The 25,031-nt window shown below is 67.2% G+C and carries 23 protein-coding genes; 6 read left to right on the forward strand and 17 right to left on the reverse strand.

Annotated elements, in window-relative coordinates:
• Positions 1-229: 229 nt before the first annotated feature.
• Positions 230-1,138, forward strand: a complete 909-nt coding sequence (gene folD / locus FHS74_RS07230) for a bifunctional methylenetetrahydrofolate dehydrogenase/methenyltetrahydrofolate cyclohydrolase FolD (protein WP_184798930.1) — start codon at positions 230-232, stop codon at positions 1,136-1,138.
• A gap of 276 nt (positions 1,139-1,414) precedes the next feature.
• Here the strand turns inward: folD and FHS74_RS30900 are convergent, their stop codons facing one another.
• The 8 genes from FHS74_RS30900 to FHS74_RS07270 form a co-directional block, all read right to left on the reverse strand.
• Positions 1,415-3,640 (reverse strand): tetratricopeptide repeat protein, encoded by a 2,226-nt coding sequence (locus FHS74_RS30900; RefSeq protein ID WP_184798932.1) that lies wholly within the window; start codon positions 3,638-3,640, stop codon positions 1,415-1,417.
• On the reverse strand, positions 3,637-5,142 hold the full coding sequence (locus tag FHS74_RS07240; protein WP_184798934.1) for a tetratricopeptide repeat protein: 1,506 nt from the start codon (positions 5,140-5,142) through the stop codon (positions 3,637-3,639). The genes FHS74_RS30900 and FHS74_RS07240 overlap by 4 nt, the downstream gene beginning before the upstream one ends.
• Positions 5,143-5,290: 148 nt before the next feature.
• Positions 5,291-6,262 (reverse strand): efflux RND transporter periplasmic adaptor subunit, encoded by a 972-nt coding sequence (locus FHS74_RS07245; protein ID WP_184798936.1) that lies wholly within the window; start codon positions 6,260-6,262, stop codon positions 5,291-5,293.
• A 21-nt stretch (positions 6,263-6,283) separates the two neighbouring features.
• Positions 6,284-6,499, reverse strand: a complete 216-nt coding sequence (locus FHS74_RS07250) for a DUF1656 domain-containing protein (RefSeq protein WP_184798938.1) — start codon at positions 6,497-6,499, stop codon at positions 6,284-6,286.
• The gene (locus FHS74_RS07255) at positions 6,496-8,589 is read right to left on the reverse strand and encodes an FUSC family protein (RefSeq protein WP_184798940.1); all 2,094 of its coding nucleotides are present in this window, start codon (positions 8,587-8,589) and stop codon (positions 6,496-6,498) included. Before FHS74_RS07255 ends, FHS74_RS07250 begins: the two co-directional genes overlap by 4 nt.
• Positions 8,586-8,972, reverse strand: a complete 387-nt coding sequence (locus FHS74_RS07260) for a MarR family winged helix-turn-helix transcriptional regulator (RefSeq protein WP_343066871.1) — start codon at positions 8,970-8,972, stop codon at positions 8,586-8,588. Before FHS74_RS07260 ends, FHS74_RS07255 begins: the two co-directional genes overlap by 4 nt.
• Before the next feature lie 451 nt (positions 8,973-9,423).
• Positions 9,424-9,720: a hypothetical protein gene (locus FHS74_RS07265; protein WP_184798944.1), complete on the reverse strand. Its 297-nt coding sequence runs from the start codon at positions 9,718-9,720 to the stop codon at positions 9,424-9,426.
• 179 nt (positions 9,721-9,899) lie between these two features.
• Positions 9,900-10,580 (reverse strand): LexA family transcriptional regulator, encoded by a 681-nt coding sequence (locus tag FHS74_RS07270; RefSeq protein ID WP_184798946.1) that lies wholly within the window; start codon positions 10,578-10,580, stop codon positions 9,900-9,902.
• Between the two features lie 90 nt (positions 10,581-10,670).
• Between FHS74_RS07270 and FHS74_RS07275 the strand changes: the two genes are divergently transcribed.
• Together FHS74_RS07275 and FHS74_RS07280 are read left to right on the forward strand one after the other, a co-directional pair.
• Positions 10,671-10,877 (forward strand): helix-turn-helix domain-containing protein, encoded by a 207-nt coding sequence (locus FHS74_RS07275; RefSeq protein WP_184798948.1) that lies wholly within the window; start codon positions 10,671-10,673, stop codon positions 10,875-10,877.
• A 95-nt stretch (positions 10,878-10,972) separates the two neighbouring features.
• A complete protein-coding gene (locus tag FHS74_RS07280; protein ID WP_184798950.1) occupies positions 10,973-11,671 on the forward strand; it encodes a hypothetical protein in 699 nt (232 codons plus the stop codon).
• A gap of 20 nt (positions 11,672-11,691) precedes the next feature.
• Here the strand turns inward: FHS74_RS07280 and FHS74_RS07285 are convergent, their stop codons facing one another.
• From FHS74_RS07285 to FHS74_RS07310, 6 genes are all read right to left on the reverse strand, one after another.
• On the reverse strand, positions 11,692-12,531 hold the full coding sequence (locus FHS74_RS07285) for a beta-keto acid cleavage family enzyme (RefSeq protein WP_184798952.1): 840 nt from the start codon (positions 12,529-12,531) through the stop codon (positions 11,692-11,694).
• Positions 12,528-13,877 (reverse strand): sigma-54-dependent transcriptional regulator, encoded by a 1,350-nt coding sequence (locus FHS74_RS07290; protein WP_184798954.1) that lies wholly within the window; start codon positions 13,875-13,877, stop codon positions 12,528-12,530. Before FHS74_RS07290 ends, FHS74_RS07285 begins: the two co-directional genes overlap by 4 nt.
• A complete protein-coding gene (locus tag FHS74_RS07295) occupies positions 13,861-15,648 on the reverse strand; it encodes a sensor histidine kinase (protein ID WP_184798956.1) in 1,788 nt (595 codons plus the stop codon). The genes FHS74_RS07290 and FHS74_RS07295 overlap by 17 nt, the downstream gene beginning before the upstream one ends.
• 9 nt (positions 15,649-15,657) lie before the next feature.
• Entirely contained in the window at positions 15,658-16,449 is a 792-nt protein-coding gene (locus FHS74_RS07300; protein WP_184798958.1) for an ABC transporter ATP-binding protein, read from the reverse strand.
• Positions 16,450-16,452: 3 nt separating this feature from the next.
• Entirely contained in the window at positions 16,453-17,274 is an 822-nt protein-coding gene (locus FHS74_RS07305; protein ID WP_184798960.1) for an ABC transporter permease, read from the reverse strand.
• Positions 17,275-17,381: 107 nt separating this feature from the next.
• Positions 17,382-18,362, reverse strand: a complete 981-nt coding sequence (locus FHS74_RS07310) for an ABC transporter substrate-binding protein (protein WP_184798962.1) — start codon at positions 18,360-18,362, stop codon at positions 17,382-17,384.
• Between the two features lie 352 nt (positions 18,363-18,714).
• Between FHS74_RS07310 and FHS74_RS07315 the strand changes: the two genes are divergently transcribed.
• Both FHS74_RS07315 and FHS74_RS07320 read left to right on the forward strand, forming a co-directional pair.
• Complete coding sequence (locus FHS74_RS07315) at positions 18,715-19,062, forward strand: hypothetical protein (protein ID WP_184798964.1); 348 nt, start codon at positions 18,715-18,717, stop codon at positions 19,060-19,062.
• A 115-nt stretch (positions 19,063-19,177) separates the two neighbouring features.
• Positions 19,178-21,277 (forward strand): S9 family peptidase, encoded by a 2,100-nt coding sequence (locus FHS74_RS07320; protein WP_184798966.1) that lies wholly within the window; start codon positions 19,178-19,180, stop codon positions 21,275-21,277.
• Between the two features lie 81 nt (positions 21,278-21,358).
• On the opposite strand, the gene FHS74_RS07325 is transcribed toward FHS74_RS07320, so the two are convergent.
• Entirely contained in the window at positions 21,359-21,829 is a 471-nt protein-coding gene (locus FHS74_RS07325; protein ID WP_184798967.1) for a hypothetical protein, read from the reverse strand.
• Between the two features lie 137 nt (positions 21,830-21,966).
• Positions 21,967-23,232 carry an MFS transporter gene (locus FHS74_RS07330; protein WP_343066872.1) on the reverse strand — a complete coding sequence of 422 codons (1,266 nt, stop codon included), beginning with the start codon at positions 23,230-23,232 and terminating at the stop codon, positions 21,967-21,969.
• Between the two features lie 183 nt (positions 23,233-23,415).
• On the opposite strand from FHS74_RS07330, the gene FHS74_RS07335 reads away from it, so the two are divergent.
• Entirely contained in the window at positions 23,416-24,204 is a 789-nt protein-coding gene (locus tag FHS74_RS07335) for an AraC family transcriptional regulator (RefSeq protein WP_343066873.1), read from the forward strand.
• Positions 24,205-24,263: 59 nt separating this feature from the next.
• On the opposite strand, the gene FHS74_RS07340 is transcribed toward FHS74_RS07335, so the two are convergent.
• Positions 24,264-24,527, reverse strand: a complete 264-nt coding sequence (locus FHS74_RS07340) for a hypothetical protein (RefSeq protein ID WP_184798971.1) — start codon at positions 24,525-24,527, stop codon at positions 24,264-24,266.
• Positions 24,528-25,031 lie beyond the last annotated feature (504 nt).

Genomic DNA, 25,031 nt, shown 5'->3' on the forward strand with positions numbered 1-25,031 from the left:
TCGCCGGCCTGCGGACCGGCGGCGGCTCTCACCACATCAAATATGAATTTATACGTCAAATATAAAAATTGCCGGGACGTGCCTGTCAGCGCCGTCGGGGGCGTCGTCGGACAGGCCGCCGATGTCCGCATGGCAGGGTTCGGGCGGCGACCGGCCCCAGGGGATTGGCGGCGCGGGGCCCTGCCGCTAATGTCCGCGCAACTTGGGGACTATCGGTGGAGGACAGGTCATGGCGCATATCATCGACGGCAAGGCGTTCGCGGGCGGCTTGCGGGAACGCATCGGCGCCAAGGTCGCCGACCTCACCGCCCGTCACGGCCTGAAGCCCGGCTTGGCCGTGGTGCTGGTGGGCGAGGATCCGGCCAGCCAGGTCTATGTCCGCAACAAGGGGGAGCAGACGCACGCCGCCGGCATGCACTCCGTCACCCATAGGCTGGAGGCGTCGACCACCCAGGCCGACCTGCTGGCCCTGGTGCACAGCCTGAACGCCGATCCGCAGATCCACGGCATCCTGGTGCAACTGCCCCTGCCGGCCCACATCGACAGCAACGCCGTCCTGGCCGCCATCGATCCCAACAAGGACGTGGACGGCTTCCATGTGGTCAATGCCGGCCGCCTGGCTGTAGGGCTGCCGGGCATGGTGCCCTGCACGCCCTTGGGCTGCCTGATGCTGCTGAAAGACCATCTGGGCAGCCTGAAGGGCCGCCATGCCGTCGTCGTCGGGCGGTCCAACATTGTGGGCAAGCCCATGGCCCAACTGCTGCTGCAGGCCGACTGCACCGTCACCATCGCCCACAGCCGCACGGCCGACCTGCCGGCCCTGTGCCGCACCGCCGACATCCTGGTCGCCGCCGTCGGCCGGCCGGAGATGGTGAAGGGCGACTGGGTGAAGCCCGGCGCCGTCGTCATTGACGTGGGCATCAACCGCGTGCCGGCCCGCGATCCGGAAGCCGCGGCCGCCGGCAAGACCCGCCTGGTGGGCGATGTCGCCTATGAGGAAGCCGCCGCCGTCGCCGGCGCCATCACCCCCGTGCCGGGTGGCGTGGGCCCCATGACCATCGCCGTGCTGCTCCTGAACACCCTGACCGCCGCCTGCCGCAGCCACGGGCTGGAGGATGAGTTGGCGGAATTCGCCTGAAAACGCTTGTCTGATTAGGTCCTCAGCCGGATCTTATGCATACAGAGTTCAACCAGGGGCTTTTCGTGGATAAGGAATGGCGAAAAGGCTGGTTTGGACCGGGGCGCGGGGTATTCAGAGTCAAGGACCTGAATGTCAGCCCTTCTGGTTGGAAAGGCTGGGTGCTCTACTTCGGCTTCATGCCCACACACCTCGCTCTCATGGCGGCTGCGATAGTCTTTCGAGCCCCTTGGATTCTATTGGGCAATGCGCTGCTCATCGGTGGATTTATCGCAGCTACCCGCCTGTTGTATGAGGAGTAAAATCCACCAGCGCCTCGCACACCCGCGCCACCACGTCCTCCCAGTCACCGGGGATCGCCTGGTTGAACAGGCGCACCGTGGGGTACCAGGGGCTGTCGTTTCGGCCCCGGAACCATCGCCAGCAACTGTCGTGGCGGTTCAGCACCCACACTGGCTTGCCCAAGGCGCCGGCCAGATGGACGACGGAGGTGTCGACGCTGATCACCAGATCCAGATTGGCGATCAGGCCGGCGGTGTCGCCGAAATCCTCCACCTCGGCCATCAGGTCGACCACGGGGAAGCCGTCGGGTGGCGTCCCGTCCTTCTGCAAGCTGTAGAAGCGGACCCCGGGCACATGGGCCAGGGGGGCCAGCCGGTCGACCGCCACGGAACGGCGGCGGTCGACCGCCGCCAATTCCGGCCGGTCGCGGCGGGGATTGCCAGCCCAGACCAGGCCGACGCGCAAGGCCCCATCGGACGGTCCCAGCCGGCTTCGCCAGAGCGCCACGTCCACGGGATCCGCCTGCAGGTAGGGCGCCTGGGCGGGAATGGTCTCGACGGTGGTGCCGAAGGCCAGCGGCAGGCTCATCATCGGGCATTGCAGGTCGAAGGCGGGCAGGGGCTCGCCCTCGGTCACGATATGGAAGACGCCGGGCAGGGGGCGCAGCAGGCGGGCCAACTGGGGCTGGACGGCCAGCGTGATCTTCAGGCCCCGCGCCGCGATCATGGGCAGATAGCGGCTGAATTGCAGGGTATCGCCCAGGCCCTGCTCGGCATGGACCAGGATGGTCTTGCCCGCGGCATCCTCCCCCCGCCACTGCGGCTGGGGAAACTGGCGGGCGTAGGGTGTCATCTGGCGGGTGCGCCAACGCCACTCATATTCCCGCCAGCCTTCCGCGTACTGGCCGGCGGCCAGCAGCGACATGCCCAGATTGTTGTGGCTGGCGCCGTAGTCCGGCTTCAGGGCGACGGCCCGGCGGAAGCTGGCTATCGCCCGATCCAGCTGACCCTTCGCCTGAAAGACGGCGCCTAAGTTGTTGTGCGCCTCTGGATAATCCGGGTTGAGGGCTAGGGCCGCCTGGATATGGGCCTGGGCCAAATCCATCTGGCCCTCGGCGTGCAACGCCATGCCCAGGTTGTTGTGCGGCTCGGCATAGTCCGGCTGGGCGTCGATGGCCTGATCGAAGGCCCGTGCGGCTTCCGCGCCCTTACCCTGCGCCAGAAGGGCGAGGCCTAAATTGTTGTGGGTCTTGGGGTTATCGGGCAACAGCGCGATGGCGCGTGAAAAGCAGGACTCCGCTTCCGCGTACCGGCCGTGGACATGCAGGAGGATGCCCATGTTGTTGTGGGCGTCCGGGAAATCGGGGTTCAGTTCCAGCGCCCGGCGATAGCTCAACAGCGCCTCCGGCGCCTTGCCCAGGGCCTGCAGGCTGGTGCCCAGGCTGCTATGCGGCACCGGGTCGTCCGGCCGCAGGCTGGCCGCCCGGCTCAGATGGGGCACCGCGTCGTCATGCCGTTCCAGGTCCTGCAGGACGAGGCCCAGGTTGAAGCAGGCCTCGGCATGGTCCGGCGCCCGGTCCACCGCCTGCTCCAGCCAAGGCAAGGCCTCAACCAGCCGGCCGGTCAGGCGCAGGACCAGGCCCAAATTATAGAGGGCGTTGACATAGCCGGGCTTGGCCGCCAACGCCTGGCGAAAGGCGTTCTCGGCCTCCGCCCAGCGCGATTGCAGGCGATAGACCACGCCACGGTTGTTGTGCGCTTCGGCATAGGCTGGCCTCAACACCAGGGCGCGGTCCAGCGCCACCAGCGCCGGTTCCAACATACCGCGCGATTTCAAGGCGTTGCCCAAGTTGTTCAAGGCCTCGGCGAAGTGGGGCCTCAGCGCCACCGCCCGACCGAAGCAGTCGGCGGCGGCGGCGATATCGCCTTGCGCCTCGCGCACCGTGCCGAGGTTGTTCAGCGCCTCCGGAAAGTCGGGCTTTAGCGCCAGCGCCTGGCCGATCAGGTCCAGCGCCTCCTCATGGCGCTTTTGCTGAAAGGCGACGACGCCCAGCAGGTGCAAGCTGTCGGTATGCCGGGGCGCCAGTGACAGGGCCTTGCGGTACAGCACCGCCGCGGCTTCCAGCCTGCCGGCCTTGTGCTGCACCAACGCGGCGGCGAAGGCCTTTTGCGCCGGCGTCTGGGCGACGACCTTTGCGGGACTGGGACGGGCGGCGGTCATGGGCGGGATCCAGGAGTGAAGACGGTGGCAAGGGCGGTGCGCACGGAGTGAACGACACCGTCCCAGTCGCCCAGGCGGGGTTGGCGGAACTGGTTCAGGCTGGGGTACCAGGGGCTGTCATCCCGTTCCCGCAGCCAGCGCCAGCAACTGTCGAAACGGTTCAGCAGCCACACATTGACACCCATGGCGGCCGCCAGATGGGCGACGGCGGTGTCGACGCTGATGACCAGATCCAGGTTGCTGATCAGCGCGGCGGTATCGGCGAAATCCACGACGCTGTCGATCAGACCACCCAGGCTGGCTGGCACATCCATCTCCGCCGCGTCCTTCTGCAAGCTGACGAAGCGCACGTTGTCCTGTTCCAACAGGGGAAGCAGCGCTGGCAAACCCATGGAGCGGCGGCGATCGGCCACGGCCACGTCGGGCGTTTCGGCCCGGGCGGCGCCGGCCCAGACCAAGCCGACCTTGGGTCGGTTGTCGCCGGGCGCCTCCGCCACCAGACGCTGGCGCCAAATCTCGGCCTCGACAGGGTCGGCCACCAGATAGCGACGCGGCGCCGGGATGGTGGAGAGCGTGGTGCCGAAGGCCAGCGGCAGGCTCATCATCGGGCAATGCAGGTCGAAGGGCGGCAGCGGCTGGCCGTGGGCCACCACCATTTCCACCCCCGGCAACCGGCGCATCAGCCGCACCAGGGGCAGCGGCACTTCCACCACCACGCGCAACCCCCGTTCCGCCATCAGGGGGATGTAGCGGCAGAATTGCAGACTGTCGCCAAATCCCTGCTCGCCATGGACCAGGAGGATGCGGCCCGGCGCCCGCTCACCCCGCCATTGCGGGCAGGTGAAGGGGCGACGCGCGTCCGCCAGCTGCGCATCCTGCCAGCGCCATTCGAATTCGTTCCAGCCTTCCTCATACCGGCCGGCGGCCAGCAGGGTCATGCCCAGGTTTTTGTGCGCGGCGGCGTAATCGGGGCGCAGGGCCACCGCCCGGCGATACAGCGCGATGGCCTGATCCAGCCGCCCTTGCATCTGCAAGACCACGCCGCTGTTGTTCAGCGCCTCGGGGTAATCCGGCCGCAGGGCCAGGGCCCAATCGAAAAAGGCCAGGGCGTCGTCCAGCCGGTTTTCGATCTGCATCACGTGTCCCATGTTGTTATGGGCCTGGGGATCGTCCGGATCGCTGGCCAGCGCGTCCTCGAAGCAGCTCATGGCCTGGGCCAGATCGCCGGAATCATGGTGGGCGATCCCCAGGGCGTTATGCGCCCGGGCCTCGAACGGGTTCAGCACCAGGGCCTGGCGATACTGGGCCATGGCCTCGTCCCGGCGGCCATCCGCCTGCAACAGGACCCCCAGGTTGAAGCGGATGTCGATGTCCGTCGGCGCCTCGGCCACCGCCCGTTCCAGGCGGGCGATGGCACGCCTGATGGCCTCGGGCCCCGGCATGGCCTCCGGCCGTGGGCCGGATGCCGCCCAATCCGGCGCTGCTCCCATGATGTCGCTCAACCCCACCCCCCAATACACCCGGGCAAAAATCCGGGGTCACGAGGATTAAACGTGGCAATGGCTAGCACCTGTCGGGCTTTGCGGGGACTGCGACGTCCTGACCCAAATAAAAGCGCGGCGCCCCGACGTGACGCCGCACTGCCAGCTTTCAGCGGGTCTTGGGTTTGCCGGGGGCTGGGGCCGCCGGCTGAGCGGCCCCTTGCGGATCGGTGGGGTGGGGTAGCGTGGTCAGCGGCGTCTTCAGCACGGCGTCCGATCCCACCACCGCCACGGTGGCGGTACGGCCGGGGATGAGGCGCAGGTCGGCGGGCGGGTTGTCCAGCACCACCCGCACCGGGATGCGCTGGGCCAGGCGCACCCAGCTGAAGGTGGGGTTGACATTGGCCAGCAGGTTGCTGCCGTCGGACCGCTCCCGATCCTCGATGGCGGCGGCGATGCTTTCGACGTGGCCATCGAAGGCGCGCGGGTCGCCCATCAGGCGCACGGTCACCCTGTCGCCCACATGGATGCGGCCCAGCTTGGTTTCCTCGAAATAGCCCTGCACATGCAGGCTGTCGCTGTCCACCAGGGCGGTCACCGCCTTGCCGGCGGTGACATAGTCGCCCGGGCGCAGATCGAAGTTGGTGATTTGGCCGTTGACCGTGGCCACCACCTCCGTCCGGTCCAGGTTCAGCTTGGCGACGTTACGGTCGGCCACGGCCTGCAGGTAGACGGCATCCGCCTCTTTGGCGGCGGCCACCGTCTGTTCCTGCTTTTCCCGCGAAACGGCGGACGCGCTCAAGGACTGGTAACGATCCCGTTCCAGCACCGCCTCATCAAAGCTGGCCTTCTTGGCGGCGACGGCGGCGTCGGCCTGCTGCAGGGCCAGGGCGAAGCGTGCGCGGTCGATGCGGAACAGCACCTGGCCCTTGGTGACGATCTGGTTGTCGTGCACCAGCACCTCGTCCACCAAGCCCGAAACGTCGGGCGTGACGCCCACGATATCGGCCCGCACCCGGCCATCGCGGGTCCAGGGCTCTTCCATATAGTAAATCCAGAAGCGCCAGCCCACCAGGGCGGCGACGGCGACAACCACCAGGGTGACGGCCAGGCGGGTCAGGGCGGTGATGAAGCTGCGCATAGCGGCGACGTCCAGTGCGGATCAGGGAAGCGAGGTGTGGTGGGTGAACAGGGCGGCGACACCGCCCAGCACGATGACGTAGACGGCCAGGTCGAACAGCGGCCGATGCCAGACCAGACGATAGGCGCCAACCAGCCGCAGGCCCCAGCGCACGGCCATGGAGATGAGGAAGGCGATGGCGCCCCACACCAGCAAGGGCGGGACGAAGACGCCGTGGATGTCCATTTCGCCGATCATGCGGCCAGACTTTCCGGGTTGACGGTGGGTGACGAGGGGGAGGGCAGATCGGGCGCCCCATTGGACAAAGCCCGCCGGATGCCGGCCAACGCCAGCAGGGCCTGGCGCGGCTTGCGGTCGGGCAGGGGCATCAGCGCGGCCAGCGCCGCGTCGATGCGGGCCAGCAGCGCCGGCTCCGCCGCCTGTGGGGCGCCGGCGCGGGAGACCGCACGGTAATGCTCGGCCACGGCCGCCAAGGCGCCATCCACCGCGGCCCGCGCCGGCACGGGCAGGACACTTTCCACGCCGCGCAGTTCCATGACGTTCATGCCGACGCGGATGTCGGCCAGGGCGTCGGCGGCCGCCACCTCCGACCCCGGGGGCAGGACCGCCAAGCGGGGCACCAGCAACCCCATGCGATCCAGCAGTTTTCCAGCGAGCACGGCCCTAAGCCCGCCCTCCGGCCCAGGTTGACGGATGTCAGCCACGGCGCGGATGTCGGCCCAGCAGGCGCGCAGGATGCGCCGCGCGCCCCATTCGGCACCCACCGCCCTCACCAGCGCCGTCATCAGACCGGCGAAGCCCATGCCCAGCACCAGCGCCAGGGCGCTGTTGAGGTAGGCGGTGAAATCCGCGCTGTAGGTGTTGCTCAGGCCCGCCAGGGTGGGCAGGGTGGCGCCCACGGCAAGGGCGCGCCCCGCCAGACGCGGGTTGGCGATGAGGCGCCCCAGCAGCAGGAACATCGGCCCCAGCGCGAAGGCCAGCATCACAAAGCCGTCGAGGTGCGGCATGATCGCGAATATGTAAATCCCGGCCAGCACGGCGGCGATGCCACTGTACAGGGCGAAATCCAGGATGGCCGGCACCGGGTTGTCCTGGCCCGCGAAGAAGCAGCAGGCCACGGCCGCCATTTCCAGGGCGGTGGCGCCGTCGGCCCATTCCGTGCCGATCCAGAAGGCGCCGCCCAGCAGGATGGTGACGGCGGCGCCGGCACCCGACCACAGGGCCATGCCCACGTCGCGGTGCATGGCGACGGTCGCCCCCGCCCGGCCGCCGCGCAGGCGCCGTACCCGGGGGCCATGGCCGCCGCCGTGGATATAGGCGCGCAGGTCGCGGCAATCCTGGATGGCGTCCATCAGGTCCTTCAGGCGCGTCAGCAGGTTCAGGACCAGCAGGTCGTGCCAGTCGGCCGGAGCCGCGCGCAGGGCGGCGATGCGGGTGCGCAGATCGGCCGTCCGCGCCGCCGTGGCGTCCATGTCGTCAACCCAGTCGGCGACGTCGGCCGACAGGGCTTCAAGGTCTTTGGATAAGCCCCGCCCGTTGGCCTTCAGGGCCCGCACGCGGTCGCCCAGGCCGGACAGGATGGGCAATAGCATGACCAGGCGCTGGCGCAGTTGCCGCACCTCCTGGCTCAGGCCGTGCAGGTGGCTGGTGTCATAGTCCAGGTGCGTGGCCATCATCTGCAGTTCGACGGCGTCGGCCGCCAGACGGCGCCGGTCGGCGCGTGTGGCGGTCGTCTCCTCCGTCCCGGCCAGGGCCTCCCGCGCCCAACGGCCGGCGTCGGCCAGGAAGGTGTCGATGCGGCCGGTGACCACGGGGCCGATGCCGCGCGGGAAGATGACGCTGCCAATGACGGTGGCGCACAGGATGCCGACAGTGATCTCCTCCACCCGGGCCAGGGCCGCGTCGAACACGGTGCCGGGATCGGTCACGGTGGGGAAGCCGATCAGCGCCGTGCTATAGGCCGCCAGCATGAAGACGTAGCTGCGCGGCGTGCGGTCCAGCAGGGCCAGCGTCAGGCAAGCCATGGTCCACAGCGCCATGGCGACGCACAGCAAGGGCGGCGCGTCCACCAGGTTGGGGATGATGGCGACCGTGGCCACGGCACCGATGAGGGTGCCCAGAACGCGGAACACGCTCTTGGACCGCATGGCGCCGGCCAGCGGCTGGGAAACGATGAAGACCGTGCCGGCCGCCCAGTAGGGGCGCGGCAGGTCCAGGCTGAAGCCGATATACAGGGCGGCCAGCGCGGCGGCTGCCGTCTTGGCGCCGAACACCCAGTCCCCGGCCCCTTGCCAGAAGCCTTTGAACCACGCGGTCGCGGTGATCACGGCATGCCCCCCCCGTCGCCGGCGCCCAGGGACCGCCCCATCGCCCGTTCCACGGCGGCGAAAACGGTCAGCGCCGTCTCCAACTGTTCCAGGCTGACCCCGGCCAACAGGCGCTGACGCATGCCATCCAGCGCGCCGTCCAGCCGCCCAACCAGGGCCCGGCCCGCCGGCGTCAGGTGCAGGGTCTTCACCCGCCGGTCGCGGGGATCGTTGCGCCGCTCTAGCAGGCCGTCCTGTTCCAGCATGTCCACCAGCCGCACCAGCGATGGCCCCTCCACCCCCACATGGTCGGCCAGCACGCCCTGGCGGACGCCATCGCCCAGGCGGGCGAGCACAATCAGGGGCAGGGCGGTCGCCTCCGACTGGTCATAAGCTTTCAGCACGGCATCCGCCTCCCGCCGCCAGCAGCGCGCGAGATAGCAAAGCGTCAGCCCGAAGGCCCGATGCCCCGGCGTGATAGGGAGGGGGGAGGTGTTCTGTTCCATGTGAAGAAAGATATGATTCTAACGATTAGCCTTCAAATGTTTGTCGGGGAGGCCAGCAATGCGCTACGGCGATAGGGCCACGTGGAAGCGTGTCTATGCATGGCGGAGGTTGGTCCTCCGTATAGGGCCACAGCCTGCCATCCGCCGGGTGGCGTGGCCGTTGATGGAGGTGGGGTCAGAGTACCACTTATGATTGCTGCCGGGCCAGCCGCTGGGCCGGCCTCCAGGGCGTATGGGCACGGGGCAAATCTGGGAGCACCCGGCCCTTTTGGGATCGCTGGCAGCCGGCACGCCGGTGAACTTCCGGGAGAGCGTGAGGCCGGGCGACGGTAGACCACGATCAAGAGTGTCAGGGAGGCGTAGGGCTGGCGAACGGGGATGTTTTGCGATCGCTGGCATGGCTTCTGCCATGCGTCGTCATGGCCATCGCCGCCTTTTCCAACGTCTCGGCGTTCAGGAAGCGGTGGGCACGGGCGGCGACACCGACATGGGCGGCGGCGGCCAGGCGCAGGCGATAGCTGGGCGCCGTGCGCGCCACCATCGCCAGACCATCCAGGCCGCGCACCACCAGGCTGAGAAAGGTGTCGTGTCTCGCCAGCCGGGCCAACTGCCAGTATAAGTGTGTCGTGCGCTCAAGACGGGTCATCGGCCTCTCCACGGGGAAAGGGCTCCCTAACAGCAACAGGGGAGGAGGGGATCAGCCGGCCAGGAAACGAACAACGCGACAGGGGGATACCGGCACCGCCAAAGGTGCCTGACGGGCAACCTTTCGTCAATGCAGAAAGTTGCCTTTATAGCAACGATCACATCAAATGCGCGAATATGTCACAGCCGACGGCCGACCCAGACGATACGGCCGATGATGTCGATATCGGCCGCCGACCGTTCATAGACCCGGTGGTGGGGATTGTCCGAGCGGATTTCAATCACGGGCGGGTAACTGCCCATGATGACCTCCAACCGCTTGATGACCACCCCTTGGCCATCCCACAACGCGAAGATGCCGGAGGGGGAGGGCGATTGGTCCGCCAGGTTGACCATCACCCGGTCCCCGGGCAGCAGCGTCGGTTCCATGCCATCGCCCCGAACTTCTACAATGCGGACCGCCGCGGCCTGCACCTGCAATTCGGCCGACAGATAGGCGGCGGGGAAGCGCCACTGGGCCGTCGCCTCATCCTCCCGGAAACCTTGGGGCCCGCCGTCGTGGCTGGCGAGGAAGCCGGACCGCCGGTCGCCATGGATATCGATCTCCGCCACATCGACGGAGGGATCCTGGCCCCACCCGGGAACCGGCGGTGCGGCCACCACGGGTTCCAGCAATTCGGCCAGGCTGCATCCCAGGCTGGCGGCGATCAGCACCATGCGCGGTTGCGACAGACGGGTGCGCCCGGACTCCAGCTTGGAGATGACGGTCTTGTCGGTGCCGATCAGGGTGCCCAGCTGCTCCTGAGTCAGGCCGCGGGCTTCACGGAGTTCACGGATGCGGTTCGGTGGCGATGTGGTCATGGCCAGACGTTGCCATAGCGGCTACCTTGCGTCAGTTGCCATAGAGGCAACAAATTGACAGGAGGTTGCCATTTTGGCACTATTTGGTGCATGAAGCTTACCGACTACCTCCTTGCCGAGAACATCACCGCAGCCGAGTTCGCACGGCGCTTGGGTCGCAGCCGTTCCACCATTGGCCGCTGGTGCACCGGTCAGCGCCACCCCGATGCCGGCGCCATGCGGGCGATCATGGAAGAGACGAAGGGGGCGGTGATGCCGAATGACTTTTTTGAGTCACGGGAGTCGGGGCAGTGCTAGTGGCGTCCTTATTCAGGGGCCGAAAATCGATTGGATAACGGGCCGCCCTGCGTTAATTTTCTTAAATCTTGTGTTTAAAATAATTTGGGAACTCCATGAACATGCCCCTTACCGTCGTAGGGTACGTAAAAAAAGCTATTTTCGTAGCCATAAGCCTGACTTTATTCGGCTGCGTAACGAATGACCCGACAAAACTCTCTTTCAAGCAAAACAACACTCAATCCCTTCTTCTGATGGAAATGGACCCTGTTGCCGGCGAATACGGCATGGGAATAGCGTCATTCGATGAATCTAGTAACTTCGTGACTCTGTCGCTTACAGGGGGGACCGGGGCGTATTTTAAAAAGTCCGACAAGTCAAACTACGCCTATGCGGTCATAAGTCCAGGATCCTACACTTTTACTGAATTCGTCCAACAAGATTCTTGGGCGCTTTGCTTCCATGCCCATACCGTCTCATTTACTGTGGAACCTGGACAAAGCCTCTTCCTGGGCCATTTGCAGACACGCACGCATTTGGCGCAGCTACAACAGATGGTCTCCCTGTTCGGGCCTTCGTCAGTTCGTCAAGGTGACCATGTCTACTATAGGGATGGAATTCTGCCGCCGCGAATCGCCACGCCGTCGGCGGCGGATGTTGGCCGTGCCCAGCAGTACATCCTTGAATCTATGCCTAAAGTCCAAGCCACGCTGGCACCCGTCTTATATAGGTCTGCCAAATTCGACGTTGGGCACGACATTTTTGGCAACATGCTTTGCCTTGGCTATGGTCGGAAGCCTTTGCCGAATAGCTGAGACCGGTAGCGGCGTTGAATCTATGCGCCGAACCGCGCCCGGACCCCGTCCGCCGTCGCCAAGCTGCGCCCCATGAGACGGGCGCCTTGGGCGGCGGCGGTCACCAGACCGGCGTTGTCGGGCGCCAGCGTGCCATCCGGCAGGTGCAGGTTGTTCTCGAAGCCCACGCGGATATGGCCCCCCAAGCCGGTGGCGGTGAGCACGCAGGCGTTCTCCCGACGGCCGAAGGCGCAGACGGCCCAGGGGATGTCGCCGGTGTTGTCGGCGGCCGGGTCGGACACAGGCTCCAGGAAGGGCAACAGGTCACGCGGATCGCTGACTTGGCCGGCGGTGTAGCGGCCCAGGACGTACAGCAGGAAATGCGGCGCCTCCGGCACGACCCCCCGGCGGCGCAGATCATGCCAGCGCAGCAAATCGTCACGGGAATAGAGGATGGTTTGGACCATCACCCGTTCCCGCGCCAGCCAGGCGAAGAAGTCGGCCGCATCCTGTTCATGCGCCGCGTCTGGCGCCAGTTCGCGGATGGCCAGCGACACCGCCTCCGGCTTCAGGGCGCGGATGACAGCCATCTGGTGGGGCGGATGATAGAGGCCGGCGGCCTCCGTCGTCACCTGGATGACCAGGCGGTCGCCCACGGCCTGGCGCACGGCGGCCGTGGCGGCGGCATAGGCGTCGGCGTCCAGCAGATGGCGACCCTGACTGTCCCGCACGTGCAGGTGGATCATGGCCGCCCCCGCCTCCAGGCAGGCGGCGGCATCTTGGCCGATCTCGGCCGGGGTCAGCGGAATGGCGGGATGGTCGGTCTTCAGCCGGCGGGCGCCGTTGGGCGCCACGGTCAGGATCACGGGATCGGCGTTCATTCGGTGCCCCCGATATTCAGGCGTTTCATCTTGTCGTAAAGCGTCTTGCGCGGCACGCCCAGGGTTTCCGCCGCCCGGGTCACCTGGCCGCCGCTGGCGCGCAACGCCTCGGTGATCAAATGGCGCTCCACCCCGTCCAGGATGTCGGCCAACGGGGCGTTTGCGGTTGTGCCGCCATCGCCCCCCGCCGCCTCATCCTCCCCCAGGCCCAGCACATGGCGGTCGGCGGCGTTGCGCAGCTCGCGCACATTGCCGGGCCAGTCCCTCAGCATCAAGCCGCGCAGCAGGCCCGGCGCCAGCTCGGCATGGGGCCGGCGGAAGCGGGCGGCCGCCTGCAAGGCGAAATGCCGGAACAGCAGGGGGATGTCTTCCCGCCGGTCGCGCAAAGGTGGCAGGGTCAGGGTGACGACGCTCAGCCGGTAATAGAGGTCGGCGCGGAACCTGCCGGCATTGGCCAGGTCCAACAGGTTTTCCTTGGTGGCGGCCACCACCCGCAGATCCACCGCCACCCGGTCGTTGCCGCCCAGCCGTTCCAGCGCCCGGTCCTGCAGCACGCGCAGCAGCTTGACCTGCAAGGCCAGCGGCATGCTCTCCACCTCATCCAGGAACAGGGTGCCGCGATGGGCGTATTCGATCTTGCCCACCCGCCGCTTGCCCGCCCCGGTGAAGGCGCCGGCCTCATGCCCGAACATCTCGCTTTCGAACATGCTGTCCGGGATGGCGCCGCAGTTCACGGCGACGAAAGGATGGGCCGCGCGCGGACCGCCGTCGTGCAGGGCGCGGGCCACCTGTTCCTTGCCCGTACCCGTCTCCCCCAAAACCAGGACGTCGACATCGGTGCCGGCCAGGTCGGCCACCAGGCGGCGGGTGCGCACCAGGGCCGGGCTTTGGCCCAGCAGGTGGTTTTCCACCGCCGCGTTCTGGTCCAGGGCCAGGCGCAGGCGCCGGTTCTCCCGCACCAGGGCCCGCTTTTCCAGCGCGCGGCGGATCACTTCCACGAAATGCTCGGTGACAAAGGGCTTTTCGATGAAGTCGTAGGCGCCGTCCTGCATGGCGCGCACGGCCATGGAGATATCGCCCTGGCCCGTCACCAGCACCACCGGCAATTCCGGATCCAGCACCCGCACCCGCGACAGCAGGTCAAGCCCACTCATCCCCGGCAGGCGCACGTCCGTCACCAGGATGCCCGGCGTGTCGGCCGACAGGTCGGCCAGCGCCGCCTCCGCCGTTGGATATGTCGCCACGGCCAGGCCCGCCAGCTCCAGCGTCTGGCGCACGGTCAGGCGGATGATCTCCTCATCGTCCACGAACAGGATGGTTGGAGTAATATCAGGTGCTTGCGTCATCATGCTCAACGGCGGCCAAAGGCAGGGTCAGCAGGAAGACGGCGCCACCGTCCGCGCCGTCGCGGGCCTCCAGCTGACCACCATATTCCTGGGTGATGGCCAGCGAGATGGCAAGGCCCAGACCCAAGCCCTGGCCGCCCGGCTTGGTGGTGACGAAGGGGTCGAACAGGCGGTCGCGCACCGCCGGATCCAGGCCGGGGCCGTTGTCCGCCACCGCCACCCTCACGGCGGGGCGCTCATCCAGGGTCGCCGACGTGGCGGTGATGGCGATGCGGGGATGGGCCAATCCGGCCGTCGCGTCTTCCGCGTTGCGGATCAGATTCACCAGCACTTGCTGCAGACGCACGGGATCGAAGGCCACCGTCACCTCCGGCACCTCCACCGCCACCTCCACGCGGGCTTCCTTCAGCCGGCGGTCCAGCAGGGCCAACGCCTCCTGCACGGCGGCGGCCAGGGCGACGGGCTGGGCCGGCCCCTCGCTGCGGCGGGAGAAGTTGCGCAGCTGGCTGGAGATCTTGGCCATGCGGTCGACCAGCCCGGCGATATGGCTCAAATTCTGGCTGACCTCCGCCTGGCGCCCCTGGTCCAGCAACAGGCGGGCATTGTCGGCCAGGGCCCGCAACGCCGTCAGCGGCTGGTTCAGCTCATGCGTCACGCCCGCCGCCACCTGGCCGATCATGGCCAGCTTGGCGGCCTGCACCAGCTCGGCCTGGGCGTCCCTCAGGTCGGCGGTGCGCGCCTCCACCTGGCGTTCCAAATCCTGGTAGGCCCGGTCCAGCGCCGCTTGCGCCAGGCGCTGTTCCCCCTGGCGCTTCACCCGCTGGCGAACATAGAGCCCGCTGGCCAGCGCCAGCAGCAGCAGCAACGCCAGGCCGATGCGGGTGGTGGCCGCCGCCTGGGCCACGGGATGGGCGTCGGCCGCCAGCGCGATGGTCCAGCCATAGCGGCCAAGCGCCCGCTCCACCAACAGCGCCGGGTGGGCTTGAAGGGAGCGGGGCAGCACCAGGGGCGGATGCGCCAGCCCCACATACTCCCGGCTCTCCTCCAGATATTTCAAGGTGTCGGCCGCCAGCGGTCGGCGGGCGCGGAATTTCCAATCCGGGTTGGATGACAGGAAAACGATACCAAAGCGGTCGGATACCAATACCGCGTCATGCGATGTGCGCCACCCGTCCTCCAGCGCGTCCAGCACGATCTTGACGGCCAGCACGCCCACGCGCCGGCCGTCATGCTCCACCGGGGCGGCGATGAAATAGCCTGGCAGGCGGGTGAGGGTGCCGACGCCGTAAAAGCGGCCCACGCCCTGGTCGCGCGCATCCTTGAAATAGGGCCGGTAGGAGAAGTCGATCCCGACATAGCTGTCGGGACGGTTCCAGTTGCTGGCGGCGACCGTGCGGCCTTCGGCGTCCATCAGGTAAAGGACGGCGGAGCCGGCGCTGGCGTTCACCGCCTCCAGATAACGGTTGACCCGGTCCACCGCCGCGGGGTCGGCATGGCCGGACCCCGCGGCGGCCAGGGCCGACACCGCCGGATCCCGGGCGGCGACCGAGGGCAGGTAGTCGAAGCGTTCGACCGCGCCGTCCAGGTTGTTGGCGTAGATTTCCAACCGGTGGCGGGCGTCGGCGGCCACCGCATCCACCGCCCGCCGTTCGGCATGGCCAACGGCCAGCACCCACAGCCCCAGTGCCCCCGCCGCCGCCAGCAGCAGCGCCAGGATACCGCCAGGGCCGACGGCGCGCAGGCGCGCCGCGAGGGGGTGGGGAACGGCCAAGGGGGACACTCAGTCGGTGGTGAGGCCGGCCCGTTCCGCCGCCTCATGCCGCTGCTGTTCCTCCGTCACCAGACGGGACAACTCGCGTTTCAGGGCGTTGAACTCGGGCGAGGCGGCATCGCGCGGCCGCGCCATCTCCACCCGCACGTCGCTTTTCACCGTGCCCGGCCGGTAGGTCAGCACGATGATGCGGTCGGCCAGGTAGATCGCCTCCTCGATGGAATGGGTGACGAAGACGATGGTCTTGCCCAGGCGCGACCATATCTTCAACAGCTCATCCTGCAGGGAGCGGCGCGTGAGGGCGTCCAGGGCGCCGAAGGGCTCATCCATCAGCAGCACGGGGCTGTCCAGCGCCAGGACGCGGGCGATGGCCACGCGCTGGCGCATGCCACCCGACAGATCCTTGGGGAAGCGGTTGGCGAACTCCCTCATGCCCAGCATGTCCAGCAGTTCGGTCACCCGGGCATCGGCGGCATCGTTCGCCATGCCCTTGATCTCAAGGCCGAAGCGGATGTTCTTGGCCACCGTCATCCACGGGAACAGGGCGTATTCCTGGAACACCATGCCCCGGTCGGGGCCGGGGCCGGTCACCGCCTTGCCCCCCACGGTGATGGTGCCGTCGGTGGGATTGGAGAAGCCGGCGATGGCGTTCAGCAGGGTGGACTTGCCACAGCCGGACGGGCCCAGCAGGCAGACGAACTCGCCTTGGGCGATGTCCAGGTTGATGTCCTTCAGCGCCACCACTTCGCCTTCCGGGATAGGGAAGCGCTTGTGGACGTGATCGATCAGGATGTCGGCCATGTGTCAGTGCTCCAGACCGCGATGCCAACGCAGCAGGTGGGTGTTGATGCGGGTGACGCCGCTGTCGATGGCCAGGCCCAGCAGGCCGATGGTGAACATGCCGGCGATGATCTTGTCGGACCAGAAGTACTCCCGCGCTTCCAGGATGCGGAAGCCCAGGCCGTTGTTGACGGCGATCATCTCCGACACGATCACCACGATGAAGGCGGTGCCGATACCGATGCGCACGCCCGACAGGATGTAGGGGGTGGCCGCCGGCAGCATGACGCGGCGGAAGATGGTCAAGGGCCCAGCACCCAGGTTGCGGGCGGCGCGCAGATAGATGCCGTCCACCTGGCGCACGCCGGCGATGGTGTTGACCAGCACCGGGAAGAAGGCGCCCAGCGAAATCAGGAAGATGGCGGGCGGGTTGCCCAGGCCGAACCACAGGATGGACAGCGGGATGTAGGCGATGGGCGGAATGGGGCGCAGCACCTCCACCAACGGGTTCAGCCAGCGGAAGGCCTTGGTGCTGGCGCCCATCAGTAGGCCCAGCGGCAGGGCCAGGACCGCGCCGACCAGGAAGCCCATGACCACGCGATACAGGCTGCCGATGGCGTCATGGATCAGCTCCCCGGAGAAAATCCAGGTGAGGTAGCTGCCCACCGCCGGGTCGTAGGGATCGGCGGGGGCGAGATAGGCCCACCAGCGCACAGCCACCGCCACGGGGGACGGCATGATCTTGGCATTGGCCAGGCCGGCGCTGGACGCCGCCTGCCATAAGGCGAGCAGCAGCAGGGGCACGACGGCCCCCTGCAGGGCCGTCAACCAGGGTTTACGCCGCATTCGGGAACTCCCCCAAGAAAGCGCGCCCACTAAGGCGCGAAAGACTGCAAAGCGCGAATGACCGGATCGGGAAAGGGCCCGCCGCGGAGGACGGCGGGCCCGAACGCTTATTGGATGCCCAGATCCTTCTTAGCATCGGCCAGCAGGTCCAGCTTCACAAAGTCGGTGGCGGTCGGCACCTTGGCCATCTTGGACACGCCGTACTTGGCCATGGTCTCGGCCGTCACCTGGATCTGGGCGGGATCGATGTCATAGCTGTACTGGGCGTTGCCCATGGCGCTGTCGAAGTCGGTCTCGCTCAGCTGCTTCTTGAACAGCGTCTCGCGCACATATTTGGACGCCACCGCCGGCTGGTCGATGAAGGTCTTGGTGGCTTTCACGAAGCAGCGCATGAATTTCTCGGCCAGCGCCTTGTGCTTGTCGTGGAACTCCTCCGACATCACCAGGGTGCGCACCGGCGTGCCGATGGCGGTGTCGTAGGGCTTCATCACCTCAATGCCGAAGCCGCCGTTGACGGCCTGTGAGCCCTGCGGCTCCGTCTGCATGATGGCGTCCAACTGCTTCAGCATCAGCGCCTGGTTCAGGTCGGGATAGTTCAGGTAGACGATCTGGACGTCCTTGCCCGGCTGGTCGGACCAGGTGAGGCCGTTCTGCGCCAGTTCGGCCGCCAGCAGCACCTCCTGGATGCCGCCGCGGGTGACGCCGACCTTCTTGCCCTTCAGGTCGGTGACCTTGGCCACCTTGGCCTCGGGTGCTGCCACCAGGCGGGCGCCGCCCTTGGCGAAACCGGCGACGATGTAGATGGGGGCGCCGGCGGCGCGGCCGGAGATGGCTGCCTCGGACGCGGTGGCGCCCACGTCCAGCTCACCGGCCACCATGGCCTGCATGATGTCGGGGCCCTTGGCGAAAATGCGCTCCTCCACCTTGATGCCGCAGTCGGTCAGTACTTGCGTGTAGGAGACGGCGCCGAAATGGGCCAGCTTCAGATTGCCCAGGCGCACCGTGTCCTCGGCCGCGGCCGGCAAGGCCGACAGGGACAGGGCGGATGCGGCGATCAGGGCGGACAGCAGAGTCTTCTTGGACTTCATGGACAGGGGCCTCCCGGGCTTTGGTATCCAACGGCCGCCGATCGACGCCGGCGGTTCCGTACAGGCTTTGGAACTGCACCCCCTTAGCAGGAGCCATGCCAACAAGCGACCGGTTGCCCGGCGGTGGGGGACGGCACTGGAAAACGCCAGCATCGCGGCGCGCTTGGGCACCAAGGGGCGCAGGAAGGGCGGGGACGGGCACGCCGGCGGTCCGGCGGATTTCCCGGCAGGGCCGGGCGGGGATTGTAACCTTTTCCGCCGTTGAGGATGACGCGGGGCCGGCGGATAGTCCATGGAGAACCCTGCCTCGGCGCAGCCCGGGGCCAATAATGGCGAAGGGGAGGGACGGCCCATGTTCGGCAACACGCTGGCGCGCGCGACGCTGATCGGCCTGGTTCTGCAATTGATCATGGCGGCCGCCGGCCATTTCAGCCCCACCGTCGCCCAGTTCTTCGCCATCGGCGGCATGCTGATCTCGCTACTTGCCGGTTTGGTCCAGGGCGGGTCGCGGCCAACCTGGCGGGCGGCCGCCGTTGGTGGGGCCATCGCGGGCGGGGTTTGCGCCCTGCTTGGCATCCTCGCCTCCTGGATCCTGGGTGATGTGCCGGCGATGATCCTGGCGATGGGCACCGCCATGTCGGCGTTCACCGGCGCCATCGGCGGTCTGATCGGCTGGCGCCTACCCCGGGTCTTGGCGTGAGGGCGCGGTCGGTCTTGAGCCGTCAAGCGTCGTAGGCGGCGGCGGCGATTTGCGCTATGACGGCCCCCAAGCGGCCATAAGGCCGATAAGGTTCCCGCCTTTCGGAGAGCATTGGATGAACCGTTCCCTGTACGCCCTGGGCGCGCCGCTGGCGCTGGCCCTGGCCGTCACCACCGCATCCCCGACCCGGGCGGCCGACGCGGCCGGTCATGGCCTGACGGCGCTGGAGTTGGCCACCCTGGACCGCGCCAGCGACGCGCGGGTTTCGCCCGACGGCCGCCAGCTGGTCTACGACGTCCGCACGGTGGACTATGACAACAACAAGTCGGCGCACGCGCTGTGGCTGAAGGACCTGGACGGCAAGGGCGAGGGCCGGCGCCTGACCATTTCCGACGGCGGCGCCACCAACCCGCGTTGGTCGGCCGATGGCAAGAGCCTCTATTTCCTGTCCGGCCGTTCTGGCAGCCAGCAGGTGTGGAAGACCGACGCCGCCAACGGCGCCCTGGGCGCCCAGGCGACCCAGGTGACGACCCTGCCCCTGGATGTCGGCAGCTTCAACCTCGCGCCGGACGGCAAGCACATCGTCATCTCCATGGCCGTGTTCCCCGGCGCGGAGACGGGCGACAAGCCGGCCAAGCCGGCGGCGACGCCCAAGGCCAGCGGCGTGGTGTTTGACAAGGTCTTCGTCCGCCATTGGGACGAATGGGCCGACGGCACCCGCAACCATCTGTTCGCCCTGGCGTTGAATGGTGAGGGTGTCGCCACCGGTGCCGCCGTGCCGCTGATGAAGGGGTTCGACGGCGACGCGCCGGGCAAGCCCTTCGGCGACGACAGCGAAATCACCATCAGCCCCGATGGCAAGAGCGTCGTCTTCACCGCCCGCCTGGCGGGCCGCACCGAACCGTGGAGCACCAACCTGGACCTGTGGCAGGTCCCCATGGATGGCAGCGCCGCACCGGTCAACCTGACCGCCAGCAACCCGGCCACGGACACCGGCCCTGTCTTCTCCCCGGACGGTGGCAAGCTGGCCTGGCGCGCCATGAAGCGCGCCACCTTCGAGGCCGACCGCTTCGGCATCATGGTCCGCGACCTTAAGAGCGGCGAGACGCGCGAGATCGACCCCAGCTGGGATCGGTCCGCCGACACACTGGCCTGGACGGCCGACGGCCGCACCTTGCTGACCACCGCCTATGATGTGGGCCAGTCCAAGCTGTTCTCCGTCGACGTGAAATCGGGGGCGGTGAAGGCGCTGACGGGCGAGGGCCACGTGACGGCCATCGACCTGGTGAAGGGCAGCGACAAGGGCGTGGTCTACATGTCCGACAGCCTGTCCGGCCCCTCCCAGGCCTACCAGGTGTCGCTGAAGGGTGGGGAAGCGAAGCAGCTGACCCATGTCGGCGCCGACACGCTGGCCGGCATCACCCTGGGCGCCTATGAGCAGTTCAGCTTCCCCGGCTGGAACAACGAGACGGTGCATGGCTATGTCGTGAAGCCGGCCAATTACCAGGCGGGCCACAAGTACCCGGTGGCCTTCATCATCCATGGCGGCCCCCAGGGCTCCTTCGGCAACGCCTGGAGTTTCCGCTGGAACCCTCAGGCCTATACCGGCGCCGGCTATGCCGTGGTCATGATCGACTTCCACGGCTCCACCGGTTACGGCCAAGCCTTCACCGACGCCATCAGCCAGCATTGGGGCGACCGCCCGCTGGAGGATCTGCAGAAGGGCTGGGCCGCGGCGCTGGCCAAGTATCCCTTCCTGAACGGCGACCGCGCCTGCGCCCTGGGCGCCAGCTATGGCGGCTTCATGATCAACTGGATCGCCGGCAACTGGAACGGTCCGTGGAAGTGCCTGGTCAACCACGACGGCGTCTTCGACAACCGCATGATGGGCTATTCCACCGAGGAACTGTGGTTCAGCGAGTGGGAGAACGGCGGCACCGTATGGGAGAACCCCGCCGGCTATGAACGCTTCAACCCGTCCAGCCACGTGGACAAGTGGGTGAAGCCGCAGCTGATCATCCACGGCGGCCGCGACTTCCGCATTCCCTTCGAGCAAGGCCTGGGCGCCTACACCGCCCTGCAACGCAAGGGCGTGCCCAGCAAGCTGGTCTACTTCGCCGACGAGAACCACTGGGTGCTGAAGCCCCAGAATTCCGTCCAGTGGCACCAGGAGGTGCTGGGCTGGCTGAACCAGTGGACGGCCGAGGCCAAGTAAGGCCGAAGCTCGCGCTCGCCGGAAATGGGAAGGGGCCGTCCGCAGGGGTGGCCCCTTTTCTTTTCTGCCAAAGATGGGGGCTCACGTCGCTGGTTGTGTTTCCACCTTGCGCACCTCACCGCCAAACCGTTGCTGAACGACGGTGATTAAGCTCGGTTGGTCCGTGTAGACCTCGACGAAGCTTGTGCCGAAGGCCTTGATTTCCACCAACGCATTATGGATCAGCGGTTCCATTGGTCCATCGGCGCTGAAGCAGTTCCCCGTCAGGCGGGGGATTTCATGGCGCGGGACCAAGGCGAAAACGCCGTCCAGCAGCTGTGGGATGTTCCGAATGCGATGAAGCAGATCGGCCAGTGCAGGCACCAGGATCGGCTCCAGATCTTCATACTCCGTTAATTGAGCGCCGAGGCCATCTACAGCACCCGCATACCAGTCGCCGCCGGTCAACGCGGGAACGGCGGCAATGAAATCCAGGACGGTAGCCACTTGCGCGCCCGTGCAGGTCACGCGGTCGTCATCGATGTCCTTGCCGCGAATTTGAAGGACCAGCATGAGTACCCTGTTTCAGGGATTAGGAAGCAGGGCACTATTCCACCATTCCGGCATGGAAGGCAGGGCTATTTGAAGCGGTCGCGTCATAGCTTGATAACCCAACCCCGGTTTCCTACGACAGTCATGCTGGGCCACCTTTAACCCATCCTTTTCGCCCGGCTCATCGCCGTCTCGATGTCCGGCAGGAACACCGTCAGGATGCCCAGGGCCGGCAAGTAGGCGCAGACCTTGTAGACGGTGGTGATGCTGGTGGCGTCCGCCAGCCAACCCAGGGCGGCGGCGGCCACGCCGGCCACGCCGAAAGCCAGGCCGAAGAACAGGCCGGCCACGGTGCCGACCTTGCCCGGCATCAGTTCCTGGGCATAGACGACGATGGCCGGGAAGGCGGAGGCTAGGCACACGCCGATGACGCCGCTGAGCACACCGGTCCAGAACAGGTTGGCGTAGGGCAGGATCAGCGTGAAGGGCAGCACGCCCAGGATGGACCACCAGATGACGTGTTTGCGCCCGATACGATCGCCGATGGGCCCGCCAGCGATGGTGCCGACGGCCGCGGCGCCCAGGAAGATGAACAGGTGCAACTGCGCCGACGTCACCGACAGCCCGAAGGTCTGGATCAGGTAGAAGGTGAAGTAGCTGGTGATGCTGGCCAGGTAAACGTATTTGGAGAAGATCAGCGCCAGCAGGATGGCGAAGGCCAGGCTGACCTGGCGCGGGGTGAGGCCGGTCAGCTCCTCTTTCGCCACCTTGGCGGCCTTGGGCTTGGCGTTCCGCTGGTACCACAGGCCGATCCTGGCCAGGACCAGCATGCCCAGGAAGGCGGTGGCCGAGAACCAGGCGATGCTGCCCCGGCCGTGCGGCACGATGATGAACGCCGCCAGCAGCGGCCCCAGGGCCGACCCGGCGTTGCCGCCCACCTGGAACAGCGATTGGGCCAAGCCATGGCGCCCGCCGGATGCCATGCGGGCCACGCGGGAGGATTCCGGATGGAAGACGGACGACCCCGTGCCGACCAGGGCGGCGGCCACCAGCACCAGCGGGAAGTTGGGCGCCGTCGCCAGCAACAACAGGCCGACCAGGGTGAAGCCCATGCCGATGGACAGCGAATAGGGTTTGGGCTTGGCGTCGGTATAGAGGCCGATCAGCGGTTGCAGCAGCGAGGCGGTGATCTGGTAGACCAGGGTCACCAGGCCCACCTGGCTGAAGCTCAGATCGAAGCTGCCCTTGAGGATGGGGTATATCGCCGGCAGCATGGACTGCATCATGTCGTTCAACAGATGGCAGAAACTGATGGCGCCCAGCACCGTGAACACGGTGCCCCCGGCCCTTGCCGGGCTGGGGGCGGCGGGGGATGGGCCGGCAGGGGATGGCGCCATGGCGCCCATGCTATCGACCTCGCTCACTGGTGACACTCCCGCATCTGGGCCGCGTGCCGCCGCGGCCTCCTGTTTTGCCAACCGGCCGCTTGCGTTTCGGCGGCCGATCGACAAGCTAACGCGTACGCCTGCGGCCTGCTTTCGTCTTTAGGCCAAACTATTGCGGGATTGGGCCAACACGGATTTTGGGGGGCGGGCATGGTCCGCAATGTGCGTTCACACACGTTCGAGACGGCGCCGCAGCCGATCATCGCCATCGGCAACGATTATCCCCCGGGGCACGTGCTGCCGCCGCACCAGCATCGCCGCTGCCAACTGCTCTACGGCATCCGGGGCGTGATGACGGTGGCGACGGCGCAAGGGTCGTGGTTGGTGCCGGCCGAGCGCGCCGTTTGGATCCCGGCCGGCGTGGTGCATGAGGTGGAGGTGGTGGTGGGCCCCGCCGCCATGCGCAGCCTGTATATCGACCCAACCGTCCTGCCAGCGGCGCGAGGCCGGGAAACCCTGGATCCCCGCGCGGGCCACTGCCAAGTGGTCAGTGTCACACCCCTGGTGCACGCCTTGCTGACGGAGGCGGCGGAACTGCCGCTTGAGGTGTCGCCGGAAAGCCGGGGTGGCATGATCATGGCCCTGCTGGTGCACGAACTGCCATCGTTGCGCGTCCTGCCGTTGGCCATGCCCTGGCCAGCCGACGCCCGGCTGGCGGCCCGGTGCCGGGTTTTCGTGACCGCCCCCGACCCGCACGCCACCATCGACGTCTGGGCGGACGCCTTGGGGATGAGCAGGCGGGCCTTCACCCGCCAGTTCCGCCGCGAAACCGGCCTCAGCTTCGCCGCTTGGCGGCAACAGGCCTGCCTGTTCGCGGCCTTGCCCCGCCTGGCGGCGGGTGACCCGGTGACCACCGTGGCGCTGGACCTGGGCTATGACAGCCCCGCCGCGTTCACCAGCATGTTCAAGCGCCTGCTGGGCGTGCCCCCCAGCCGCTATCTGGGGTCTTGAAGCGCACGAATACAGGGCGGCGGCACGTCAGCCGCCGCCCCGCTGGAAACACCGTTCCGTCAGATGGCTTCGAAGGTGGCGATCGCCGGCGCCCCGGCCAATTGGCCCACATACTTGACAGTGAAGGGGCTGGGCAACTGCGGTCCCAGGATGACGGTGGCGGTGATCACGTAGGTTTCCCCCTTCGACAACCCGTTGCCACTGACGGCGAAGACAGTGACATTGGGGGACGGGCCGCCCCAGGTGTAGGTGCCCAGGCCGCCGGCAATCGGAGTGCCATGGCCCGAGATCCGGGTGTTGGTGAATTCTGTCACGCCTGACATTTAAATCTCCATCCTTGAGGGTTGACGCCAAGGCGGCGCACGTCGCAGTTTTCTGGATCACAGATTGTTCATGTTTCATGCGAAACACGTATAAGCTGTGCCGCATCGCACAATGCGTCAATTCAAAAAGTATCAAATTCTTAAAAAGTTCTTTTTAAGGTTGCTGTGGAGGACGTCCCCGGGGCTCCGCTGGACGTGGCCCTGAGCCGGTGGTGCCATGGACGACCAACGTCGGCAGAAAGATCGCCGGGCCATGTTGGCCGCCGCTCTGGCTCCGCATCGTCCTGGGGGAGGGCCAGCACCAGATGAAGGCCTTGGATGCCGCAGCGCTGGGCGCTGAACAGGTCATTCTAGAGGTCGGGGCGGGGATAACCCGGCCCCCCCCAGCCGGCCGCAGGCGCCCCGCATCATCTCCGCCCCGGCATTGCCCAAACATAGCCCAGGGCCAGGGCCGGCGGCTGGGGGCGAGGGCCAGGGGCCACGCGCGGGGGCGGCTTGCGCGGC

It is taken from the genome of Nitrospirillum iridis (assembly GCF_014205765.1).
In the GTDB taxonomy this organism is placed as follows: Bacteria; Pseudomonadota; Alphaproteobacteria; order Azospirillales; family Azospirillaceae; genus Nitrospirillum; species Nitrospirillum iridis.

What these genes read in the sequence shown, in the direction of transcription:
- FHS74_RS07305 (WP_184798960.1), bottom strand. Translation starts at nt 17,274, where the DNA reads ATGCGGCGTAAACCCTGGTTGACGGCCCTGCAGGGGGCCGTCGTGCCC.
- FHS74_RS07290 (WP_184798954.1), bottom strand. Translation starts at nt 13,877, where the DNA reads ATGACGCAAGCACCTGATATTACTCCAACCATCCTGTTCGTGGACGAT.
- folD (WP_184798930.1), top strand. Translation starts at nt 230, where the DNA reads ATGGCGCATATCATCGACGGCAAGGCGTTCGCGGGCGGCTTGCGGGAA.
- FHS74_RS07265 (WP_184798944.1), bottom strand. Translation starts at nt 9,720, where the DNA reads ATGACCCGTCTTGAGCGCACGACACACTTATACTGGCAGTTGGCCCGG.
- FHS74_RS07270 (WP_184798946.1), bottom strand. Translation starts at nt 10,580, where the DNA reads ATGACCACATCGCCACCGAACCGCATCCGTGAACTCCGTGAAGCCCGC.
- FHS74_RS07310 (WP_184798962.1), bottom strand. Translation starts at nt 18,362, where the DNA reads ATGAAGTCCAAGAAGACTCTGCTGTCCGCCCTGATCGCCGCATCCGCC.
- FHS74_RS30900 (WP_184798932.1), bottom strand. Translation starts at nt 3,640, where the DNA reads ATGACCGCCGCCCGTCCCAGTCCCGCAAAGGTCGTCGCCCAGACGCCG.
- FHS74_RS07320 (WP_184798966.1), top strand. Translation starts at nt 19,178, where the DNA reads ATGAACCGTTCCCTGTACGCCCTGGGCGCGCCGCTGGCGCTGGCCCTG.
- FHS74_RS07325 (WP_184798967.1), bottom strand. Translation starts at nt 21,829, where the DNA reads ATGCTGGTCCTTCAAATTCGCGGCAAGGACATCGATGACGACCGCGTG.
- FHS74_RS07245 (WP_184798936.1), bottom strand. Translation starts at nt 6,262, where the DNA reads ATGCGCAGCTTCATCACCGCCCTGACCCGCCTGGCCGTCACCCTGGTG.
- FHS74_RS07275 (WP_184798948.1), top strand. Translation starts at nt 10,671, where the DNA reads ATGAAGCTTACCGACTACCTCCTTGCCGAGAACATCACCGCAGCCGAG.
- FHS74_RS07315 (WP_184798964.1), top strand. Translation starts at nt 18,715, where the DNA reads ATGTTCGGCAACACGCTGGCGCGCGCGACGCTGATCGGCCTGGTTCTG.
- FHS74_RS07250 (WP_184798938.1), bottom strand. Translation starts at nt 6,499, where the DNA reads ATGATCGGCGAAATGGACATCCACGGCGTCTTCGTCCCGCCCTTGCTG.
- FHS74_RS07285 (WP_184798952.1), bottom strand. Translation starts at nt 12,531, where the DNA reads ATGAACGCCGATCCCGTGATCCTGACCGTGGCGCCCAACGGCGCCCGC.
- FHS74_RS07300 (WP_184798958.1), bottom strand. Translation starts at nt 16,449, where the DNA reads ATGGCCGACATCCTGATCGATCACGTCCACAAGCGCTTCCCTATCCCG.
- FHS74_RS07340 (WP_184798971.1), bottom strand. Translation starts at nt 24,527, where the DNA reads ATGTCAGGCGTGACAGAATTCACCAACACCCGGATCTCGGGCCATGGC.
- FHS74_RS07280 (WP_184798950.1), top strand. Translation starts at nt 10,973, where the DNA reads ATGAACATGCCCCTTACCGTCGTAGGGTACGTAAAAAAAGCTATTTTC.